Source organism: Rhodococcus sp. RD6.2 (assembly GCF_001040705.1).
In the GTDB taxonomy this organism is placed as follows: domain Bacteria; phylum Actinomycetota; class Actinomycetes; order Mycobacteriales; family Mycobacteriaceae; genus Rhodococcus_G.
Window position 1 is genome coordinate 718,889 of record NZ_CVQP01000006.1, and the last position, 18,936, is coordinate 737,824.

Here is an 18,936-nt window from a genome sequence, read left to right on the forward strand (position 1 = left end):
CAGCCCGCAGTACGCAGCAGTAGAAGAAACGGAAACTGAGGACTCCATGCCCAAGAACAAGACCCACAGCGGCACCTCGAAGCGATTCAAGGTGTCCGGCAGCGGCAAGATCCTGCGCCAGAAGGCCGGACGTCGCCACCTGCTCGAGCACAAGGCCACCAAGGTCACCCGCCGCCTCGACGGCGTTGCCGTGGTCGACAAGGCCGACGTTCCCCGCGTCAAGCGCCTGCTCGGCATCTGATTCGACCTTCCACCACCTCTCGGGTGCGCCCGCCGCGCGTCCGACCGATTGACAGGATTTTTCAGTGGCACGCGTAAAAAGGGCAGTCAACGCCCAGAAGAAGCGCCGTTCCGTTCTCGAGGCGTCCGCCGGCTACCGCGGCCAGCGTTCGCGCCTCTACCGCAAGGCCAAGGAGCAGCAGCTCCACTCGTTGACCTACGCCTACCGTGACCGCCGCGCGCGCAAGGGCGACTTCCGCAAGCTGTGGATCTCGCGTATCAACGCTGCCGCCCGCGCGAACGACATCACCTACAACCGCTTCATCCAGGGCCTCAAGGCCGCTGGCGTCGAGGTTGACCGCAAGATCCTCGCCGAGCTCGCCGTCTCCGACGCCGAGGCGTTCGCCGGCCTGGTTGCCGTCGCGAAGGCAGCGCTGCCTGCCGACGTGAACGCTCCCGCCGGGGAAGCGGCCTGAGCAAGCCGATCCAGGAGCGACCCGTGGACCCGTTCACCGAGCGGACGCCACGGGTCGTTTCTGCTGTCAAGCTCCTGCGCGGAGCGGAACGCCGCAAGGCGGGCAGGTTCCTGGCAGAGGGCGCGAACTCGGTGACCGCGGCCCTCGACACCACGCGCATCGAGGAACTGTTCGTCACCTCGGACGCCGCAGTCCGGCATGCGGATCTGGTCGAGCGCGCGCTCGCGCAGGGCGTGCGGGTGTCGCCGGTCACGGACCGAGCCGCGAAGGCGCTCGGCGACACCGTGACGCCGCCGGGGCTGGTCGCCGTGTGCCGCCTGGTCGACGTATCCGTTTCGGAGGCGCTGGGGGAGTCTCCGCGGCTGCTCGCGGTGCCGGTTGCGATCTCCGATCCGGGGAATGCGGGAACCGTCATCCGGGTCGCGGACGCGGTGGGTGCCGATGCCGCGATCCTCGCGGGCGACAGCGTCGACCCGCACAACGGCAAGTGCGTCCGTTCGTCCGCGGGCAGCGTGTTCCACCTGCCGATCGCCCGGGAGCGGAACGTCGACGCCGTCCTCGACGTGCTCGCCGACGCGGGGGTCCGGGTTCTCGCGACCGCCGCCGACGGTGAGGTCGAGCTCGACGACGCCGACGAGCTTCTGGCCGGGCCGACCGCGTGGCTGTTCGGGAACGAGGCGCACGGGCTCGATCCCGCGCTCGCCGGCCGCGCCGATCATCGTGTGCGGATCCCGATCCACGGCCGCGCCGAGTCCCTGAACCTGGCGACGGCAGCCGCGATCTGCCTGTACGCGAGTGCGCGGGTGCAGCATTCCGCGTCTCGCCCGACCACCTAGAATCTGCCCTGCAGAACCGACGACGAGGAGTACGACGAGCCGTGGCCAAGAACGAGGGCGACAGTGCACCGACCATCGACGCGCAGGCGCTGACCGAGGAGTCGCTCTCCGCGGCCGCGGATGCGGCCGAGCAGGCGTTCGCCGCGGCGCCGGATCTCGACGCACTCGCGGCGGCGAAGGCGGAGCATCTCGGCGACAAGGCGCCGCTGTCCCTGGTGCGCCGTGCGTTGGGGTCGCTGCCGGGCAAGGAGAAGGCGGACGCCGGAAAGCGGGTCAACGCGGCCCGCACCCGTGCCGGCGCTGCATACGACGCGCGCCGAGAGGTACTGCTGGCGGAGCGTGACGCCGCGGTGCTGGTGGCCGAGTCGATCGACGTCACGATTCCCGCAGGCCGTCGCCGCGTCGGCGCGCGGCACCCCATCACGATCATCTCCGAGCAGGTCAGCGACGTGTTCGTGGCGATGGGGTGGGAGATCGCGGAGGGTCCCGAGGTCGAGACGGAGCACTTCAACTTCGACGCGCTGAACTTCCTGCCCGACCATCCGGCGCGAACCATGCAGGACACGTTCCACATCGCGCCGGAGGGGTCGCGTCAGGTGCTGCGCACCCACACCTCGCCGGTGCAGGTGCGCACGATGCTCTCGCGCGATGTGCCGGTGTACGTGGTGTGCCCGGGTCGTACGTTCCGCACCGACGAACTCGACGCGACGCACACGCCGGTGTTCTCGCAGATCGAGGGTCTCGCCGTGGACAAGGGCCTGACGATGGCGCACCTGCGCGGTACCCTCGACGCCTTCGCGCGCGCCCTGTTCGGGCCGGACACGCGAACCCGTATGCGCCCCAACTACTTCCCGTTCACCGAGCCGTCCGCCGAGGTGGACGTGTGGTTCCCGGGCAAGAAGGGTGGCGCCGGCTGGGTGGAGTGGGGTGGCTGCGGCATGGTCAACCCGAACGTGTTGCGGGCCAGTGGAATTGATCCGGACGAGTACAGCGGGTTCGCGTTCGGGATGGGGCTGGAGCGGACCTTGCAGTTCCGCAACGGCATCCCCGACATGCGCGACATCGTCGAGGGCGACGTGCGTTTCACGCTGCCCTTCGGTGTCCAGGCCTGAGTGAACCAGCAGAGCGAACGAGAGAGCTGAGTAGACGTGCGAGTAGCGCAATCGTGGCTGACCGAGATCCTGCAGCGGGCTACGCCGGGCTGGGAGGTGACCCCCGAGGAGCTGGATGCGGGCTTCGTGCGGGTCGGTCTCGAGGTCGAGGAGGTGGATCCGCTTCCGCTGATCCCGGGACCACTGGTCGTCGGCAGAGTTCTGCAGATCACCGAGCTCACCGAGTTCAAGAAGCCGATCCGGCTCTGCCAGGTCGAGGTCGGTGAGGAGCAGCCGCGTCAGATCGTGTGCGGCGCCCGCAACTTCGCCGAGGGGGACCTCGTCGTCGCGGCACTGCCCGGTGCGGTGCTGCCCGGAGACTTCCGGATCGCGTCACGCAAGACGTACGGACAGGTTTCCGACGGCATGATCTGCTCGGTCGCGGAACTCGGTGTCGGCAAGGACCATTCGGGCATCCTGGTTCTCGAGCCGGGAACCGCCGAACCAGGCACTGACGCCAACGAGCTGCTCGGTCTCGGTGACACGATCATCGAACTGAACATCACGCCGGACCGCGGTTACTGCTTCTCCGCCCGCGGACTCACCCGTGAGCTGGCCAACGGCTTCGACCTCGAGTACGTCGACCCGGCGGTCGGTGTGCCGTTCGAGGCGTCCGGCGACGCCTGGCCGCTCGACGTGCAGCCCGAGTCCGGGTGCACGCGCTTCACGCTGCGTCGGGTGACCGGTGTCGACCCGAACGCCGTGACTCCCTGGTGGATGCAGCGACGACTGCTGCTGTCGGGTGTCCGCCCGATCTCACCAGCCGTCGACGTGACGAATTACGTGATGCTCGAGCTCGGCCATCCGCTGCATGCGTTCGACGCGGCGAAGGTCGCGGGCGGACTCGTGGTCCGGCGCGCGGCCGGGGGTGAGACGCTGACGACTCTCGACGAGGTCGAGCGCACCCTGGACGCCGAGGACGTCGTGATCTGCGACGACTCGGGTGTCATCTCCCTCGCGGGCGTGATGGGCGGCGCGAGCACCGAGGTCGGTACCGGCACCACCGAGGTCCTGCTGGAAGCTGCGATCTGGAATCCGCTCGCGGTGTTCCGGACCTCGCGCAGGCACAAGCTGATCTCCGAGGCGTCCAAGCGGTACGAGCGGATCGTCGATCCGGCGCTGTCCGCGGCGGCGCTCGACCGGGCGGCGGGCCTGCTCGCCGACATCACCGGCGGCCATGTCGAGCCGGTTCTCACCGATGTCGGCTCGGTGGCGGCCCCCGCCCCGATCTCGATGGACCTGGACCTGCCGAGCAGGGTTGCGGGCGTGACCTACCCCGACGGGACGGCAGCGCGCCGGCTCACCCAGGTCGGGTGCACCGTCGACGTGTCGGTCGACGACGAGATCGGGCATCTCGTGGTGACGCCACCGACGTGGCGTCCCGACCTGACCCAGCCCGCCGACCTCGTCGAGGAGGTGTTGCGGCTCGAAGGGCTGGAGAAGATCCCGTCCGTCCTCCCGGCTGCGCCTGCCGGGCGCGGACTGACGCCACAGCAGCGTCGTCGCCGTGCTGTCGGCAAGGCGCTCGCGTTCGACGGGTATGCGGAGGTGCTGCCGACGGTGTTCCTGCCCGCGGGAGTGTTCAACGTGTGGGGACTCGACACGGACGATCCTCGTCGGGTCACCAGTCGCGTGCTCAACCCGCTCGAGTCGGATCGCCCCGAGCTGGCCACGACGCTGTTGCCCGGTCTCCTGGAGATCCTGTCCCGCAACGTCTCTCGCGGTCAGCGCGACGTCGCGCTCTACGGTGTGCAGCAGGTCGTGCAGCCGGGCCCGAACACGAAGGCCGTGCAGGCTCTGCCGGTGGATCGCAGGCCGACGGACGAGCAGGTCGCGGAACTGATCGCGTCGTTGCCAAGTCAGCCGCTGCACGTCGGCGTCGTCCTGACCGGACAGCGTGAGCCGAGCGGCCCGTGGGGGCCGGGTCGGGCAGCCGACGCCACCGACGCGTTCGCGGCCGCAGACACCATCGCCGCCGCGGCAGGCGTCACGCTCGAACGTCGTGCCGCACAGCACCTTCCCTGGCATCCCGGCCGGTGCGCAGAGCTGCTCGTCGACGGTGTCGTCGTCGGTCACGCCGGTGAGCTGCACCCCGCCGTGCTCGAGCGCGCAGGGCTGCCTGCTCGCACCTGCGCCGTCGAGGTGAACCTCGATGCGCTTCCCATCGCGGAATCGCTTCCCGCTCCGCGCGTGTCACCGTTCCCCGCTGTGCTGCAGGACGTCGCGGTCGTCGTCGACGACTCCGTCGCGGCGGCGGCGGTCGAGGCGGCGCTGCGCGGCGGTGCGGGCGACCTTCTCGAGGACATCCGCCTGTTCGACGTGTTCACGGGTGAGCAGGTCGGTGCGGGACGCAAGTCGCTTGCCTTCGCGCTCCGGTTCCGCGCGGCGGATCGGACTCTCACCGAGGACGAGGCGAGTGCCGCGCGCGATGCGGCGGTGGCAGCCGCCGGTGCCGCCGTCGGCGCGACGCTGCGGGCCTGAACGACCGAACGCCAACGAAGGCCGTCCCACCACTCGGTGGGGCGGCCTTCGCCGTCTGCGGCCTCCAGATCGGGCTAGCCTGGAGGCACCGACCCGAATGAGGTGCCGTTGTGACCGATACGCAGGCTGTCGTTGATGCGATGAGTTCCCTGACCGATGACGAGCTTCGCGCGGTGGTCGCCGCTGCCGCCACCGGAAGACCGGCATTGGCGGCACTGCGCGCCGCGGCGCTGCAGATCGGGTACGGCCCGGAATCCGTGGTCCCGATGCCTCCACCCGCCGTGCCGTCGCCACCGGAGATTCTCGACGCGCACGTGGTGGACGATCCGGGGATCGTCGTGCCGAGCGCCCAGGGCGTCGCGCCCCCGACAGGGTGGACCGACGCAGGCGTTCCGACGTTCGACGCCGTCCGGGAACGCATCGAAACCCGCGCGGGCACGGCGGACGGTGCCGCTGAACTCGATGCGGAGTCCGGTGCCGGGCGCAGCGTCGAGGAGCAGTACGCGGCCAGGGAGAAGGCGGCGCAGGAGAGGCTCGCCGAGATCCGCAGGTCGCTGCGAAAGGACTGAGTCGGCCTGGGTACGGTGGACGGAACAATCTACGGAGGTCGTGATGGTGGAAATTGGTGTCGTGTTCGGTTACATCGTGGTGATTGCCACGATCGCGGTGGTCCTGTTCGGCGTGGTCGCGCTGTTCATCCTCTCCATCAAGGGCAGTCCTTCCTCTTCCGGGGCCCAGCCCGAAGGATTCGAGAAGGACACCCGCTCGATCCGATAGGTCAGAGCGGTCCGCATCGTCTGCTCTTCCGAAATGGCCCATTCCGTCACCCGACGGAATGGGCCATTTCGCGTAGCACTGACGGCAGGAAGGCGATGACAGCCGTCAGTGCCGTTCGAGGATCGTCGCGAAGTCGGTGCCTGCGGGCAGCGAGCCGTACTCGAGGTCACGGTCCTCCCCGAGACGCGCGGCAAGGAATGCCTCCGCGACCGCGGTCGGAGCGGTCTTCAGCAGCAGCGCGCCCTGCAGTCCGAGTGCCATCGACGCCGCCACGGGGCGTGCTCGCAGTTGTGCCCGGGCCGGATCGAGTGTCGCGAGTTCGGTGAGTGCGGCGCGCATGCGATCGTGGTGCGTATCGAACAGCGTCGACGCGCCGCGGGCGCCCGCCAGTTCGGCATCGAAGGCCGCGACGGACTCGGGTTCGCGGGTCATCGCGCGCAGCACGTCGAGGGCGATGACGTTGCCCGATCCCTCCCACACGGCCATGACCGGCTGCTCGCGGTAGCGGCGGGCGAGGGGGAACGCCTCGGTGTACCCGTTGCCTCCGAGGCATTCGAGGGATTCGTACGCGTGGTGGGGACCGCGCTTGCAGATCCAGTACTTGGCGACGGCGGTCGCCAGCCGGCGGAACGCCTTCTCGGTCTCGTCGGCGTCGTCGTCGTGTGCGCGGGCCAGTCGCAGGGCGGTCGCGGTGGCGGCCTCCGATTCGAGGGCGAGATCCGCGGCGACGGCGGTCATCGCGGGCTGGTCGATCAGGGTCGCGCCGAACGCGGAGCGGTGGCGGACATGCCACAGTGCCTCGGCGACCGACTGACGCATGCCCGCGGTGGAACCGTAGACGCAGTCGAGTCGGGTGCGGGCGACCATCTCGATGATGGTGCGGACCCCACGTCCGGGTTCGCCGACCAGGTGACCGATCGTTCCGTCGAGTTCGATCTCCGAGGACGCGTTGGACTTGTTCCCGAGCTTGTCCTTGAGGCGCTGGATTCGGAAGACGTTTCGGGTGCCGTCCTCGAGCACACGAGGCACGAGGAAGCAGGACAGTGCGGACCCTCCGCCGTGGTCGGTCTGCGCGAGGATCAGGAATCCGTCGGACATCGGCGCCGAGCAGAACCACTTGTGGCCGGTGAGCGACCAGGTTCCGTCCGAATTGGGCACGGCGCGTGTGGTGTTCGCGCGGACGTCCGATCCGCCCTGCTTCTCGGTCATCGCCATGCCGAGGAGCACACCGGGCTTGTCTCCGGGTGCGACGAGGTTCCCGTCGTACCCGCGGCCGTACAGGCGCGGCAGCCACACGTCAGCAAGGTCGGGGGAGAGTCCGATCGCCGGTACCGCGGAGTGAGTCATCGAGATCGGGCACGCGTGCCCGGGCTCCACCTGAGCGAAGAGCATGAACGAGGCGGCTCGGGCCACGTTGGCGCCCGGCTTCGGATCCGCCCACGCGGAGGTGTGCGCACCGTGTTCGACGGCAGCCCCGATGATCCGGTGGTAAGCGGGGTGGAACTCGACCTCGTCGATCCGGTTGCCGTAGCGGTCGTGGGAGTGGAACTCCGGAGTGATGGTGTTGGCGAGTTCGGCGTCGTGCTGGAAGGACTCTGTTCCGACGAGGGCGCCGACCGCGCTGAGTTCGTCGTTCGCCCAGTCGGCGTCGTACCTCGCCACGCCCTCGACGAGGGGGAGGTTGGTGGCGTACTCGTTGACGTCGATGCGAGGCGGTGCCTGGTTGAACACCTCGTGGGTGCGGAATCCTGTCGGGGCGGTGGCGGTCATGAGTCGCTTCCTTCGCGGTGTGATGGGCGCACTGGTGCTGTGGTGGTACGAGGTTCGGTGTCGACGTATCCGACGCCGTGCAGACAGAACTGGAGGATGGCGTCGACGGTGTCGGCGTCGTCCGTGTCGGTGGCGACGGCGTGGGTCGGGGAGAGGCGTCCGGTGAGGGCTTCGCTGATCGCACCGATGAGGGCGGTGGCGGTGACCGCGAGGTGCTGGCGGGGAAATTCGCCCGACTCCATCCCGTCTCGGAGGATGTCCGTCGTGAGGGCGTGGTAGTCGGCGCGATAGGTGAGGCGCTCGGCGTCGATCCGGGGATCGACCGGTTCGAACAGGAGTGACCAGGCGAGTTGTCTGCCGCGGATGGCGCGCAGCGCGAAGGTTTCCACCAGCGCGCGGAGCCGGTCTGCTGCGCTGCCTGCCTCGGCGACGGCGGTGCGCACGGCGGCAAGCTCCTGATCTGCGCCCGACCGGAACACGGAGGCCAGTAGATCGGCGTTCCCGTCGAAGTGCGAGTACACCGAGCCGACGCTGACCTGGCATCGCTCGGCGATCGCCTTGACGGTCGCCGCGGCGAATCCGCCTTCGGCGACGAGCCTGGTGGCCTCGGTGAGCAGGGCGGTGCGGCGCTGCGCCTTCGCTGCTCGCGTCTTCTCGGTCGGCCGGTAGGCCATGTGGTCGACCCCCTTCCCGAATACTCTGAATCGTGATTCAATCCTTCGGGTCTGAACTGTAGAACGATTCGGGCCGCACGGCAACGTCCCCCGGATCCGCCGGTCATCGCGCCGAGTACGAGGAGAATCCATGAACCTGACCACGATGTTGGAGAGCACGGCGCGCAAGTATCCGGACAAGGACGCGATCGTCTACGGAGACGAGCGGATCACGTACGCGGAGCTGCTCGCGGCGTCGAAGCGTGCCGCGGAGGTCTTCCGCGCCCGTGGGGTGGGGCGTGGCGACCGGGTGGCCGTCATGACCTACAACAGTCCCGGCTTCGCGATCGCCGCGTTCGGTGCGTGGCGCGCGGGCGCGGCGTTGGTTCCGGTCAACCACAAGCTAGCCCCGCCCGAGGTCGCGTACACCGTCGGCCACTGCGGCGCGACGGTCGGCGTGGTGTCGGCGGACCTGCGCGCCAACGCGGAATCCGGTGCGCCGCATGTGGAGTGGCTTCTCACCGAACTCGGCAGTGAGGAAGCCTGCCGCGGTGACCACGATTTCGACGCCCTCGTCGACGCGGCAGACGAGTGGGACGGCGTCGACGTGGACGAGTCGGACATCGCCCAGGTGCTCTACACGTCAGGTACCACCAGCGCGCCGAAGGGCTGCCTCCACACCCACCGGTCGATCACGACGGTGGCGCCGTACATCGCGACGACGCTCGGCCTCGACCGCGAGGAGCGGGTGCTCATCGCGATGCCGATCTGGCATGCGGCGCCGCTCAATGTGTGGTTCGTTCCCACCATGTTCCTCGGCGGGACCGTGGTGCTGATGCGTGAGTACCACCCGATCGAGTTCCTCAAGGCCATTCCGAGGGAGCGGATCACCGCGTTCTTCGGTGCCCCGATCGCGTATCTCGCGCCGCTTCAGGCAGCCAGGGCCGCCGGCATCGACCTTGCCGACTTCGACTTCTCCACCATGCGGCGCTGGACCTATGGCGGCGCGCCGATCGGCGCCGAGGTCGCCCGGCAACTGCAGCAGGCCTATCGGTCGGAGAACTTCTACCAGGTGTACGGCATGAGCGAGATGGGCCCGACCGGCACCGCGCTGTACCCGCACGAGCAGATCACGAAGGCCGGTTCGATCGGCCGCTGCGGCATGCCCGGAGTCGACCTGCGGGTGGTGAGGGCGGACGGCGGCGACGCCGCGCCGGGTGAGACGGGGGAGATCTGGCTCGCGGGCGACACCCGAATGGTCGGGTACCTCGACAACGACGACGCCACCGCGGAAGCGTTCGAGGGCCGCTGGTACCGCAGCGGCGACGTCGCCCGCCTCGACGAGGACGGCTACATCTACATCGTCGACCGCACCAAGGACGTCATCATCACCGGCGGTGAGAACGTGTACTCGCAGGAGGTGGAGGAGGCGATCCGGCCGCGCGCCGACGTGCTCGACGTCGCGGTGATCGGTCGCCCGCATCCGGAATGGGGCGAGACCGTCGTGGCGGTGGTCGTGCCGGTCGAGGGCGCCGCGATCGAACTGGACGACCTGCGGAACGATCTGTCGGACAAGTTGGCGCGCTACAAGATTCCGCGCGAGATCGTCCTGGTGGATCAGTTGCCGCGCAATCCGTCCGGCAAGCTCACCAAGCACGTCCTGCGTGAGACCGTGCTGTCGTGATCCGGTGGTCGGGGCGCGAACGGATTCGCGCCCCGACCGCGGGGACCGTCAGGCGGCGGCCGTCTCGAGGTCGTCGGCCTTCGGATCGGCGTCCGCACTCGTCCGTGGAACCGTGAACACTGCCGCGACGCAGAGGATGGCGATCACGAAGCAGCCGATCACGTACCAGAGACTCCCGATCGGATCGCCGTTCGCGGTGACGCCGTCGACGGCGTCGAACCAGTCGGGGAGCGCGGTGGCCCAGAGCAGGCCGAAGACCGCCAGATACGCGACGGCGTACCAGCGGACGAAGTCGTCGGAGTATGCGGGCGTGGTGCTCGTCCCCTTGCGAAGGGCGGCCCACTGCCGGGACATCGCCCAGATTGCGACGCCGAAGACCACCGCGAGTTCCGCCAGGTAGATCGCGCCGCGAACGGTGTCGCTGCCCATGCCGAGGACGGTCGCGGGGAGCGGGAGCACGAACACCCCGACGGAGGCGACGAGCCCGATCACGATGGTGCGCCACACCAGCTGCAGGCCGGAGAAGTGTCGGCCCGCGTCGACGTGCTTGCCGACGAAGAACTGGACGCACAGCGCGAGCGACATCGGCCACAGCGCGGCGAACACGACCACGCTCGGAATCGGGACGGAGTCGAGGAACGGCAGGTTGACCTTGTTGTCGAGTGTCCACTCCCACCAGCGCAGTTGCGGTCCGAGGTGGTCGAAGATCTCGTAGAAGGCGTGGTGGACGAATCCGACGGAAGCGGCACCCACGAGAACGCCGTAGCGACGGAACACACCGAGCATCCGGACGATCTCGAACGCGATGGTCGCCATCAGCGGGTAGATCGCGATGATGTAGAGCGGTAGGCGACCCCACAGGAAGTCCACGCTGAACACGTTGTGGGCGAACATCGTGCCGAGGTATTCCTCGGTGCCGAACGTCGCCGGGAAGTAGATGGGCGGCTCGATCACGAACAGGAATGCGGTGGCGCCGAACCACAGCACGAGGTTGGTGGGATCGCCGTGCCTACGCAGTCGCAGGATCGCGTAGACGAGTGCGAGTACGGCCCCGAGGATGATGGTGAACTCGAGGACCGGCAGCGTCCAGTTCTCCAGCGCGGCGGGGTTTCGGAACTCGACGAGCCCGCCGGCCTCCTCGCACGAGAAGCCGAGTCGGGTTGCGAGATCCGAGAACGTGGGTGGGCAGCCGGCCGCCATCAGTTCGCCCCCGAGGTGACCGGCTCGCCCTGGCCCTCAGGCGCTTCGGCCGTGTACCAGCGGGTGCAGTCGTAGCCCGCGTCGTAGCGGGTGAACCACCGGTCGGCGAGTACGGGCAGGTTCTCGTGTTCGGGGTTGTGTCCGGGCAGCTGGCTGCGGACGGCGCCCGACAGTGCGGTGAGCTGCTCGCGGATCGGCAGTCCGTCGAATGCCCGCGGCATGGGCCCCTTGGTCAGGTACGGGGCGAAGGCGGTGAGGACCCGCTGCTTGGCCCGATGCCGGGCGAACATCGACATCGAGTCGACCTTCCGCTCGGACAGGGGAACGTGCTGGTTGAAGCCCTGGCAGGCGATCCGGATCGACTTCATCACGTGCGCGAAGATCGATGCGGCCATCCGCATCCGGTACATCTCGTTGCCGACGATGGAGTTGTAGATGATCAGCGCCGAACTGCGGTGCTCGACCTCCTCGACGAAGTGCCACAGGAACAGTGACGCGACGCGGTCGTCACCGGGGCGGAACAGGGTGGCCTCGTTGTCGAGCATCAGCTTGAAGACCGGGGTGAACGTGGCCTCCAGGTCTGCGGTGTACGCGAGGCGGTACTCGATGGAGGTCCGCTCGGTGAGGAGGTCGAATTCGCCGATCACCGCGTCGAGGGTGTTCTGCAGGCCGGGGTACCGCCGGATCAGTGCGTTCACGTGCTGACGGTGCGCCGTGGAGTGGTGGCCCTCCTGACGCATGAACGCGACGGCCTCCGCTGCCACTTCGGGATCGGTGATGCGGGGCTTGGCCTGCATGATCAGCTTGACGATCATCTTCTCGAAACCGATTGCCAGGAACGAGACGGCGTTGGACATGCTCGACCACGCCGGGTTGTCGGGATTCCAGTTGAACGGGACGTCGGAGTCCTCGAATCCGAAATCCATCTTTCGGGGGTGTAGGTCGGTCACTTTCCGTACCTCGCATATCGGGTGGTCTGGTGTGTTCGGGCTGGCAGTCGCACTCTTCTCGTGAACATACGCCGAATCCGTTCTGTGTATGATCACTTTCGCCGAGATGGTAGAACGTGTTGCAGTTGTTGTCATCTGGGGCTGTGATAGCGTCCGCTCGGTGGCGCGCAGACGCGGATGGGGTGGCAGTCCGCCCGACAGTGACGAGGACGCGTCGCGCCGCATCGTCGCCGCGGCCGTCGACCTGATCGGGGAGACCGGAGCGGCGATCGGGATCGCCGACGTCGCCGAGTCGCTCGGAGTCATCCGGCAGACCGTGTACCGGTACTTCCCGAGTGCGGACGCTCTGATGAGGGCCGCGGCGATCGCCTCCGTCGATGGATTCCTCGATCGGCTCGATCACGCCGTCGCGGGTCTGGGTGACCCGGTCGAGGCCATGGTCGAGGGCATCGTCTTCACGCTCGACGAGGTGCGTCGCACCCCTCATCTCGGCATCCTCCTGACGGGGGCGTACTCGGACATTCATCCCGACGGGATGCTCTCGTCCGAGGCGCGGGTCTTCGGAAGGACGATGATCCGGCGATTCGACGTGGACTGGGCGCGGTACGGGTACGACGACGACGCGCTCGACGAGCTGGTCGAGTACGTGCTGCGCACCATGCAGTCGTTCTTCGTCTCGCCAGGTGACCCGCCCCGCGAAGGCGACGACCTGCGCCGGTATCTGACACGATGGGTGGGGAGCGCGATCGCGGCACAGTCCCCACTGTGAATGGGCTTGCATGATGGTGCATAATCGTCCATATGGTCCCCACAGCAGCCACCACCGGTCCGATCCGGGTCGCGATTGCCGGAGCCAGCGGGTATGCGGGCGGCGAGATCCTGCGCCTGCTGCTCGGACATCCGGCGTACCGCGACGGACGCCTCGTCATCGGAGCACTCACGGCAGGCGGTAACGCCGGAGCCGCACTCGGCGGGTTCCACCCGCACCTGCTCCCTCTCGCCGACCGAGTGCTCGAGCCGACGACCCTCGAGGTCCTCGCCGGCCACGACGTCGTGTTCCTCGGATTGCCGCACGGCAACTCCGCCGAGATCGCGAAGGCGCTGCCCGAGAGCACCGTCATCATCGACTGCGGCGCCGACTTCCGGCTCGCCGACGCGGCCGACTGGGAGAAGTACTACGGCAGCGCCCACGCGGGAACCTGGCCCTACGGACTGCCCGAACTGCCCGGCAACCGCGACAAACTCGTCGGGGCCACCCGGATTGCGGTCCCTGGCTGCTATCCGACCGCGGCGAGTCTCGCCCTTGCCCCCGCCGTGGCCGCGGGCATCGTCGAGCCGCGGGTCAACGTCGTCGCGGTCAGTGGCACCTCAGGAGCCGGTCGTGCTCCGAAGGCGGACCTCCTCGGCTCCGAGGTGATGGGGTCGGTCAAGGCATACGGCGTCGGCGGCGTGCACCGGCACACCCCGGAGATCATCCAGAACCTGTCGGCGTTGACCGACACCCGCGTCGCGGTGTCGTTCACACCGGTCCTCGCCCCGATGCCCCGCGGCATCCTCGCGACCTGCACCGCACCGACGAGCGTCGACCTGGCGCGCGCCCGCGAGGTCTACGAGAAGGCCTACGCGGACGAGCCGTTCGTGCACGTGCTGCCCGAGAACGTCTACCCGCAGACCGGCGCCGTCGTCGGGTCGAACGCCGCGCAGATCGGCGTCACCGTAGACGAGGACGCAGGTCTGCTCGTCGTGATCGCAGCGATCGACAATCTCACCAAGGGCACCGCCGGTGGTGCCGTCCAGTCCATGAACCTGGCCCTTGGCCTGCCCGAGACCGATGGTCTCTCGACCGTGGGAGTTGCTCCGTGACAACCGAATCCGAATTCGCCGCGCCGCATGCAGTCGAGATCGCCGGTGGCCGCCTGATCCGGACCCAGGGGGTCACCGCGCCGGCCGGGTTCCGCGGCGCCGGAATCGCGGCGGGCATCAAGGTCAGCGGTAGGCCCGACCTCGCGCTCGTCTTCAACGAGGGGCCCGACACGGCCGCCGCCGGAGTATTCACGACCAACAAGGTCAAGGCCGCACCCGTGCTGTGGTCGCAGCAGGTGCTCACCGCCGGTGCACTGCGCGCCGTCGTCCTCAACTCCGGCGGCGCCAACGCCTGCACCGGCGCCCCCGGATTCCAGGACACGCACGCGACCGCGGAACACGTCGCCGCGACGCTCAGCGACTGGGGCACCGAGACCGGTGCCGGCGAGGTCGCGGTGTGCTCGACCGGTCTGATCGGTGACCGGCTGCCGATGGACAAGCTGCTCGCAGGCGTGACCGAGATCGTGCACGAGCTGGCGGGCGGGATCACCGGCGGCACCGACGCCGCCTACGCGATCATGACCACCGACACGGTGCCGAAGCAGGCCGCGCTGCACCATGCGGACAAGTGGAACGTCGGCGGAATGGCCAAGGGCGCGGGCATGCTCGCGCCCGCGCTCGCGACGATGCTGTCGGTGATCACCACCGACGCCGTCGCCACCGCCGCTCAGCTCGACGAGGCGCTGCGCGCGGCGACCCGGCTCTCCTTCGATCGGCTCGACGTCGACGGCGCCACCTCCACCAACGACACCGTGTTGCTGCTGTCGTCCGGTGCGAGCGGGGTCAGCCCGACCCAGGCGGAACTCAACGCGGCCGTACTCGCGGTCTGCGACGACCTGGCCGACCAGATGATGGCCGACGCCGAGGGCGTCACCAAGCGCGTCACCGTCACCGTCGCGGGTGCGGCCAGCGAGTCCGACGCCCTGATCGGGGCCCGCACCGTGGCGCGCGACAGCCTCGTGAAGACCGCGCTGTTCGGATCCGACCCCAACTGGGGTCGGGTGCTCGCCGCCGTCGGTGTCGCTCCGATCGAACTCGACCCGAACCGGATCTCGGTGTCGTTCAACGGGAATCCCGTGTGCATCGACGGTGTCGGGGCACCCGGCGCCCGCGAGGTCGACCTGAGCGGTGAGGACATCGCGCTGAGGATCGAACTCGGTGTCGGCGACGCGGAGGTCTCCATCCGCACCACCGACCTCTCGCACGCGTACGTCGAAGAGAACTCGGCGTACTCGTCATGACCGACAGCATCCTCGACCTGACCTCCAGCCAGAAGGCCTACGTCCTCGCGGAAGCGCTGCCCTGGCTGCAGCTGTTCCACGGCAAGATCGTCGTCGTCAAGTACGGCGGCAACGCGATGGTCGACGACGAGCTCAAGGCTGCGTTCGCGGAGGACATGGCGTTCCTGCGGACAGTCGGCATCCATCCTGTCGTCGTGCATGGTGGCGGCCCGCAGATCAACGCGATGCTCGGACGCCTCGGCATGGAGGGCGAGTTCCGCGGTGGTTTCCGCGTCACCACCCCCGAGGTGATGGACGTCGTCCGGATGGTGCTCTTCGGTCAGGTCGGGCGGGAGCTCGTCGGGCTGATCAACGCGCACGGCCCGTACGCGGTCGGCATCTCCGGGGAAGATGCGCACCTCTTCACCGCCACCCGCCGCACCGTGGTGGTCGACGGTGAGCCCACCGACATCGGACTGGTCGGCGACGTCACCACCGTCAACCCCGCTGCCGTGCTCGATCTCATTGCCGCGGGACGCATTCCGGTCGTGTCGACGATCGCGCCGGATGCCGACGGCGTCGTCCACAACATCAACGCCGACACCGCGGCCGCCGCACTGGCGGAGGCGCTCGGCGCGGAGAAGTTGGTCGTCCTCACCGACGTCGAGGGTCTGTACACCGACTGGCCCGACCGCAGCTCGCTCGCCTCGGTCATCGACACCGCCGCGTTGGAGGCACTTCTGCCTTCGCTCGATGCGGGCATGGTCCCGAAGATGGAGGCCTGCCTGCGTGCCGTGCGCGGCGGTGTCCCGACCGCCCACGTGATCGACGGCCGCGTGGCCCACGCGGTGCTGCTCGAGCTGCTCACCACCGCAGGCATCGGCACCATGGTCACCCCGTCCGCACCCTCACCGGTCTCCACGAAAGAAGGCACCGCATGACCGGCACCTCGGCCCTGCAGCAGCGCTGGTCCGGCGCTCTGATGAACAACTACGGCGTCCCGCGGGTCGCGCTCGCCTCCGGTGACGGTACCGTCGTCACCGACGTCGACGGCAAGCAGTACCTGGACCTGCTCGGCGGCATCGCCGTCAACATCCTCGGCCACCGTCACCCCGCGATCATCGGCGCGGTGACGGCCCAGCTGAACACGCTCGGCCACGTGTCCAATCTGTATGCCAGCGAACCGGCCGTCGCGCTGGCGGAGCAGTTGCTGCACCACCTGGGTCACCCCGGTCGCGTGTTCCTCTGCAATTCCGGCACCGAGGCCAACGAAGCGGCGTTCAAAATCGCCCGGCTCACCGGCCGGCCGAAGATCATCGCCGCCGAGAGGGCGTTCCACGGCCGGACGATGGGCGCACTCGCGCTGACCGGACAGCCCGAGAAGCGGGCGCCGTTCGAACCGATGCCCGCGGGCGTCGAGTTCGTGCCCTACGGCGACATCGAGGCCCTCGACGCCGCCGTCGACTCCGATACGGCCGCGGTCTTCCTGGAACCGATCATGGGCGAATCGGGTGTCGTCGTGCCGCCGGAGAGCTACCTCGCCGAGGCCCGGCGGATCACCGCCGAGCGTGGCGCACTCCTGGTCCTCGACGAGGTCCAGACCGGCATCGCACGCACGGGCTGGTTCTATGCCCACCAGGCGGCAGGCATCGTGCCCGATGTGATGACCCTCGCGAAGGGGCTCGGCGGCGGGATGCCGATCGGCGCCTGCATCGCCACCGGGGCGACGGCCGACCTGCTGACACCCGGCAAGCACGGCACCACCTTCGGCGGGAATCCCGTGTGTGCGGCCGCGGCGCTCGCCGTGCTCCGGACCGTCGAGCAGGAGGACCTGATCAGCCACGCCGACGCCGTCGGCAAGTCGATCGCCGCCGGCATCGAGGCGCTCGGGCACCCGCTGGTCGACCACGTCCGCGGCTCGGGTCTGCTCCTCGGAGTCGTCCTGACCGACACCGTTGCCCCCGCCGTCGAGGCCGCCGCGCGGAACGCCGGCTACCTCGTCAACGCCGCTGCGCCGGACGTGATCCGCCTCGCGCCGCCGCTGATCATCACCGAGGAGCAGGCGCAGGGCTTCGTGTCGGCGCTTCCGGCGATCCTCGACACTGCTGCCGCGGAAGGAAAGTGACGCCATGACCGTGAAGCACTATCTGAGGGACGACGACCTGACGCCCGCGCAGCAGGCCGAGGTCCTCGATCTCGCCGCCGCGCTGAAGAAGGACCCCTTCGCGAAGCAGACGCTCGCCGGGCCCCGTGCGGTCGGCGTCATCTTCGAGAAGAACTCGACCCGCACCCGGTTCTCCTTCGAGGTCGGCATCGCCCAACTCGGCGGACACGCCGTCGTGGTCGACGGTCGCAGCACCCAGTTGGGACGGGAAGAGACGCTGCAGGACACCGGCCGCGTGCTCTCGCGCTACGTCGACGCCGTCGTGTGGCGGACGTTCGGACAGAGGCGCCTCGAGCAGATGGCTTCCGGTGCAACGGTTCCCATCGTCAACGCCCTGTCCGACGAGTTCCATCCCTGCCAGGTCCTCGCCGACCTGCAGACGCTGAGGGAGCGCAAGGGCGAACTCAAGGGACTCAAGCTGACCTACCTCGGCGACGGCGCGAACAACATGGCGCACTCGCTGCTCCTCGGTGGTGTCACCGCGGGCGTCGACGTCACCATCGCAGCACCGGAGGGATTCGCGCCGCTGTCGTGGGTCCTCGACGCCGCCCGCGCCCGTGCCGACGAGACTGGGGCATCGATCACCCTGACCACGGACCCCAGGGCCGCGGCGGAGGGCGCCGATGCGCTCGTCACCGACACCTGGACGTCGATGGGGCAGGAGAACGACGGACTGGACCGGGTCGGACCGTTCCGGCCGTTCCAGATCAACAGCGAACTCCTCGCCACGGCCGCCGCGGACGCCGTCGTCCTGCACTGCCTGCCCGCCCACCGCGGGGAAGAGGTCACCGACGAGGTGCTCGACGGACCCCAGTCGGCGGTGTGGGACGAGGCGGAGAACCGACTGCACGCGCAGAAGGCGCTGCTCGTGTGGCTGCTCGAGAACCAGGACCGGGCACGGCCGTGACCACCGCTCGGACGGGCACGCCGAAGGCCGTCGCGGTCGCGCAGACCCGTGCGGGCAGGCAGGCGCGCATCACCACACTGCTCGCGTCGACCGAGGTGCGTAGTCAGCCCGAACTGGCTGCGCTCCTCGCCGCCGAGGGCATCGAGGTGTCCCACGCGACGCTGTCGAGGGACCTCGAAGAACTCGGAGCGGTGAAACTGCGGGCCGCGGACGGGGGAGCGGGCGTGTACGTCGTCCCCGAGGACGGCAGCCCCGTCCGGGGAGTCTCGGGCGGCACCGACCGGCTGTCGAGGCTCCTCGGGGAGCTGCTGGTCTCGACCGACGCCAGCGGGAACCTGGCCGTGCTGCGGACACCACCCGGTGCCGCGCAGTACCTCGCGAGCGCGCTGGACCGGGCCTCGCTACCCGAGGTTGTGGGAACCATCGCCGGGGATGACACCATTCTCGTAGTGGCCCGCGAGCCGCTGACGGGTGCCCAGCTCGCCGAGATGATCGAGAAACTGGCCTGACCTGGTGGGACACCTCCAGGTTCGGTGAGTGCGCGATCGAACGAACGAATATCAGACACAGTTACAACCTTGAAGG

At 68.9% G+C, this 18,936-nt stretch carries 19 protein-coding genes; 15 read left to right on the forward strand and 4 right to left on the reverse strand.

Going from position 1 to position 18,936, the window contains the following annotated elements; genetic code table 11:
* The first annotated feature begins 46 nt into the window (after positions 1–46).
* From rpmI to RHCRD62_RS25850, 7 genes are all read left to right on the forward strand, one after another.
* Positions 47–241, forward strand: a complete 195-nt coding sequence (rpmI, locus tag RHCRD62_RS13585; protein WP_050065174.1) for a 50S ribosomal protein L35 — start codon at positions 47–49, stop codon at positions 239–241.
* Positions 242–305: 64 nt separating this feature from the next.
* Positions 306–695 carry a 50S ribosomal protein L20 gene (gene rplT, locus RHCRD62_RS13590; RefSeq protein ID WP_050065175.1) on the forward strand — a complete coding sequence of 130 codons (390 nt, stop codon included), beginning with the start codon at positions 306–308 and terminating at the stop codon, positions 693–695.
* Positions 696–718: 23 nt separating this feature from the next.
* A complete protein-coding gene (locus RHCRD62_RS13595) occupies positions 719–1,531 on the forward strand; it encodes a TrmH family RNA methyltransferase (protein ID WP_050065176.1) in 813 nt (270 codons plus the stop codon).
* A 41-nt stretch (positions 1,532–1,572) separates the two neighbouring features.
* Positions 1,573–2,643: a phenylalanine--tRNA ligase subunit alpha gene (gene pheS / locus RHCRD62_RS13600; protein ID WP_050065177.1), complete on the forward strand. Its 1,071-nt coding sequence runs from the start codon at positions 1,573–1,575 to the stop codon at positions 2,641–2,643.
* A gap of 36 nt (positions 2,644–2,679) precedes the next feature.
* Positions 2,680–5,163 carry a phenylalanine--tRNA ligase subunit beta gene (gene pheT, locus RHCRD62_RS13605; RefSeq protein WP_050065178.1) on the forward strand — a complete coding sequence of 828 codons (2,484 nt, stop codon included), beginning with the start codon at positions 2,680–2,682 and terminating at the stop codon, positions 5,161–5,163.
* Positions 5,164–5,303: 140 nt separating this feature from the next.
* Complete coding sequence (locus RHCRD62_RS13610; RefSeq protein ID WP_253277307.1) at positions 5,304–5,732, forward strand: hypothetical protein; 429 nt, start codon at positions 5,304–5,306, stop codon at positions 5,730–5,732.
* Between the two features lie 43 nt (positions 5,733–5,775).
* A complete protein-coding gene (locus RHCRD62_RS25850; protein ID WP_157050901.1) occupies positions 5,776–5,940 on the forward strand; it encodes an adenylate cyclase in 165 nt (54 codons plus the stop codon).
* Positions 5,941–6,045: 105 nt separating this feature from the next.
* On the opposite strand, the gene RHCRD62_RS13615 is transcribed toward RHCRD62_RS25850, so the two are convergent.
* Both RHCRD62_RS13615 and RHCRD62_RS13620 read right to left on the reverse strand, forming a co-directional pair.
* Positions 6,046–7,710, reverse strand: coding sequence for an acyl-CoA dehydrogenase family protein (locus RHCRD62_RS13615; RefSeq protein ID WP_050065179.1), 1,665 nt, complete (start codon positions 7,708–7,710; stop codon positions 6,046–6,048).
* Complete coding sequence (locus RHCRD62_RS13620) at positions 7,707–8,384, reverse strand: TetR/AcrR family transcriptional regulator (protein ID WP_084734247.1); 678 nt, start codon at positions 8,382–8,384, stop codon at positions 7,707–7,709. Before RHCRD62_RS13620 ends, RHCRD62_RS13615 begins: the two co-directional genes overlap by 4 nt.
* 130 nt (positions 8,385–8,514) lie before the next feature.
* Between RHCRD62_RS13620 and RHCRD62_RS13625 the strand changes: the two genes are divergently transcribed.
* Positions 8,515–10,047, forward strand: a complete 1,533-nt coding sequence (locus tag RHCRD62_RS13625; protein ID WP_050065180.1) for a class I adenylate-forming enzyme family protein — start codon at positions 8,515–8,517, stop codon at positions 10,045–10,047.
* Positions 10,048–10,095: 48 nt separating this feature from the next.
* Here RHCRD62_RS13625 and RHCRD62_RS13630 read toward each other — a convergent pair whose 3' ends face one another.
* Positions 10,096–11,247 (reverse strand): hypothetical protein, encoded by a 1,152-nt coding sequence (locus RHCRD62_RS13630; protein WP_050065181.1) that lies wholly within the window; start codon positions 11,245–11,247, stop codon positions 10,096–10,098.
* Positions 11,247–12,197 carry a metal-dependent hydrolase gene (locus RHCRD62_RS13635; protein ID WP_050065182.1) on the reverse strand — a complete coding sequence of 317 codons (951 nt, stop codon included), beginning with the start codon at positions 12,195–12,197 and terminating at the stop codon, positions 11,247–11,249. Before RHCRD62_RS13635 ends, RHCRD62_RS13630 begins: the two co-directional genes overlap by 1 nt.
* A 160-nt stretch (positions 12,198–12,357) precedes the next feature.
* Between RHCRD62_RS13635 and RHCRD62_RS13640 the strand changes: the two genes are divergently transcribed.
* Genes RHCRD62_RS13640 through RHCRD62_RS13670 form a run of 7 tightly spaced genes read left to right on the forward strand, consistent with a single transcriptional unit; the run spans position 12,358 to position 18,860 of the window.
* Positions 12,358–12,966 carry a TetR/AcrR family transcriptional regulator gene (locus RHCRD62_RS13640; protein ID WP_050065183.1) on the forward strand — a complete coding sequence of 203 codons (609 nt, stop codon included), beginning with the start codon at positions 12,358–12,360 and terminating at the stop codon, positions 12,964–12,966.
* 32 nt (positions 12,967–12,998) lie between these two features.
* The gene (gene argC / locus RHCRD62_RS13645; protein ID WP_050065184.1) at positions 12,999–14,060 is read left to right on the forward strand and encodes an N-acetyl-gamma-glutamyl-phosphate reductase; all 1,062 of its coding nucleotides are present in this window, start codon (positions 12,999–13,001) and stop codon (positions 14,058–14,060) included.
* Positions 14,057–15,301, forward strand: a complete 1,245-nt coding sequence (gene argJ / locus RHCRD62_RS13650) for a bifunctional glutamate N-acetyltransferase/amino-acid acetyltransferase ArgJ (RefSeq protein WP_050065185.1) — start codon at positions 14,057–14,059, stop codon at positions 15,299–15,301. Before argC ends, argJ begins: the two co-directional genes overlap by 4 nt.
* On the forward strand, positions 15,298–16,221 hold the full coding sequence (gene argB, locus RHCRD62_RS13655; protein WP_050065186.1) for an acetylglutamate kinase: 924 nt from the start codon (positions 15,298–15,300) through the stop codon (positions 16,219–16,221). The genes argJ and argB overlap by 4 nt, the downstream gene beginning before the upstream one ends.
* Positions 16,218–17,405, forward strand: coding sequence for an acetylornithine transaminase (locus RHCRD62_RS13660; protein ID WP_050065187.1), 1,188 nt, complete (start codon positions 16,218–16,220; stop codon positions 17,403–17,405). Before argB ends, RHCRD62_RS13660 begins: the two co-directional genes overlap by 4 nt.
* 4 nt (positions 17,406–17,409) lie before the next feature.
* Positions 17,410–18,351, forward strand: coding sequence for an ornithine carbamoyltransferase (gene argF / locus RHCRD62_RS13665; RefSeq protein WP_050065188.1), 942 nt, complete (start codon positions 17,410–17,412; stop codon positions 18,349–18,351).
* Entirely contained in the window at positions 18,348–18,860 is a 513-nt protein-coding gene (locus RHCRD62_RS13670) for an arginine repressor (RefSeq protein ID WP_050065189.1), read from the forward strand. Before argF ends, RHCRD62_RS13670 begins: the two co-directional genes overlap by 4 nt.
* The last annotated feature ends 76 nt before the right edge of the window (positions 18,861–18,936 follow it).

What these genes read in the sequence shown, in the direction of transcription:
- rpmI (WP_050065174.1), top strand. Translation starts at nt 47, where the DNA reads ATGCCCAAGAACAAGACCCACAGCGGCACCTCGAAGCGATTCAAGGTG.
- RHCRD62_RS13610 (WP_253277307.1), top strand. Translation starts at nt 5,304, where the DNA reads ATGAGTTCCCTGACCGATGACGAGCTTCGCGCGGTGGTCGCCGCTGCC.
- RHCRD62_RS25850 (WP_157050901.1), top strand. Translation starts at nt 5,776, where the DNA reads ATGGTGGAAATTGGTGTCGTGTTCGGTTACATCGTGGTGATTGCCACG.
- RHCRD62_RS13615 (WP_050065179.1), bottom strand. Translation starts at nt 7,710, where the DNA reads ATGACCGCCACCGCCCCGACAGGATTCCGCACCCACGAGGTGTTCAAC.
- RHCRD62_RS13620 (WP_084734247.1), bottom strand. Translation starts at nt 8,384, where the DNA reads ATGGCCTACCGGCCGACCGAGAAGACGCGAGCAGCGAAGGCGCAGCGC.
- RHCRD62_RS13625 (WP_050065180.1), top strand. Translation starts at nt 8,515, where the DNA reads ATGAACCTGACCACGATGTTGGAGAGCACGGCGCGCAAGTATCCGGAC.
- RHCRD62_RS13630 (WP_050065181.1), bottom strand. Translation starts at nt 11,247, where the DNA reads ATGGCGGCCGGCTGCCCACCCACGTTCTCGGATCTCGCAACCCGACTC.
- argC (WP_050065184.1), top strand. Translation starts at nt 12,999, where the DNA reads ATGGTCCCCACAGCAGCCACCACCGGTCCGATCCGGGTCGCGATTGCC.
- argB (WP_050065186.1), top strand. Translation starts at nt 15,298, where the DNA reads ATGACCGACAGCATCCTCGACCTGACCTCCAGCCAGAAGGCCTACGTC.
- RHCRD62_RS13660 (WP_050065187.1), top strand. Translation starts at nt 16,218, where the DNA reads ATGACCGGCACCTCGGCCCTGCAGCAGCGCTGGTCCGGCGCTCTGATG.
- argF (WP_050065188.1), top strand. Translation starts at nt 17,410, where the DNA reads ATGACCGTGAAGCACTATCTGAGGGACGACGACCTGACGCCCGCGCAG.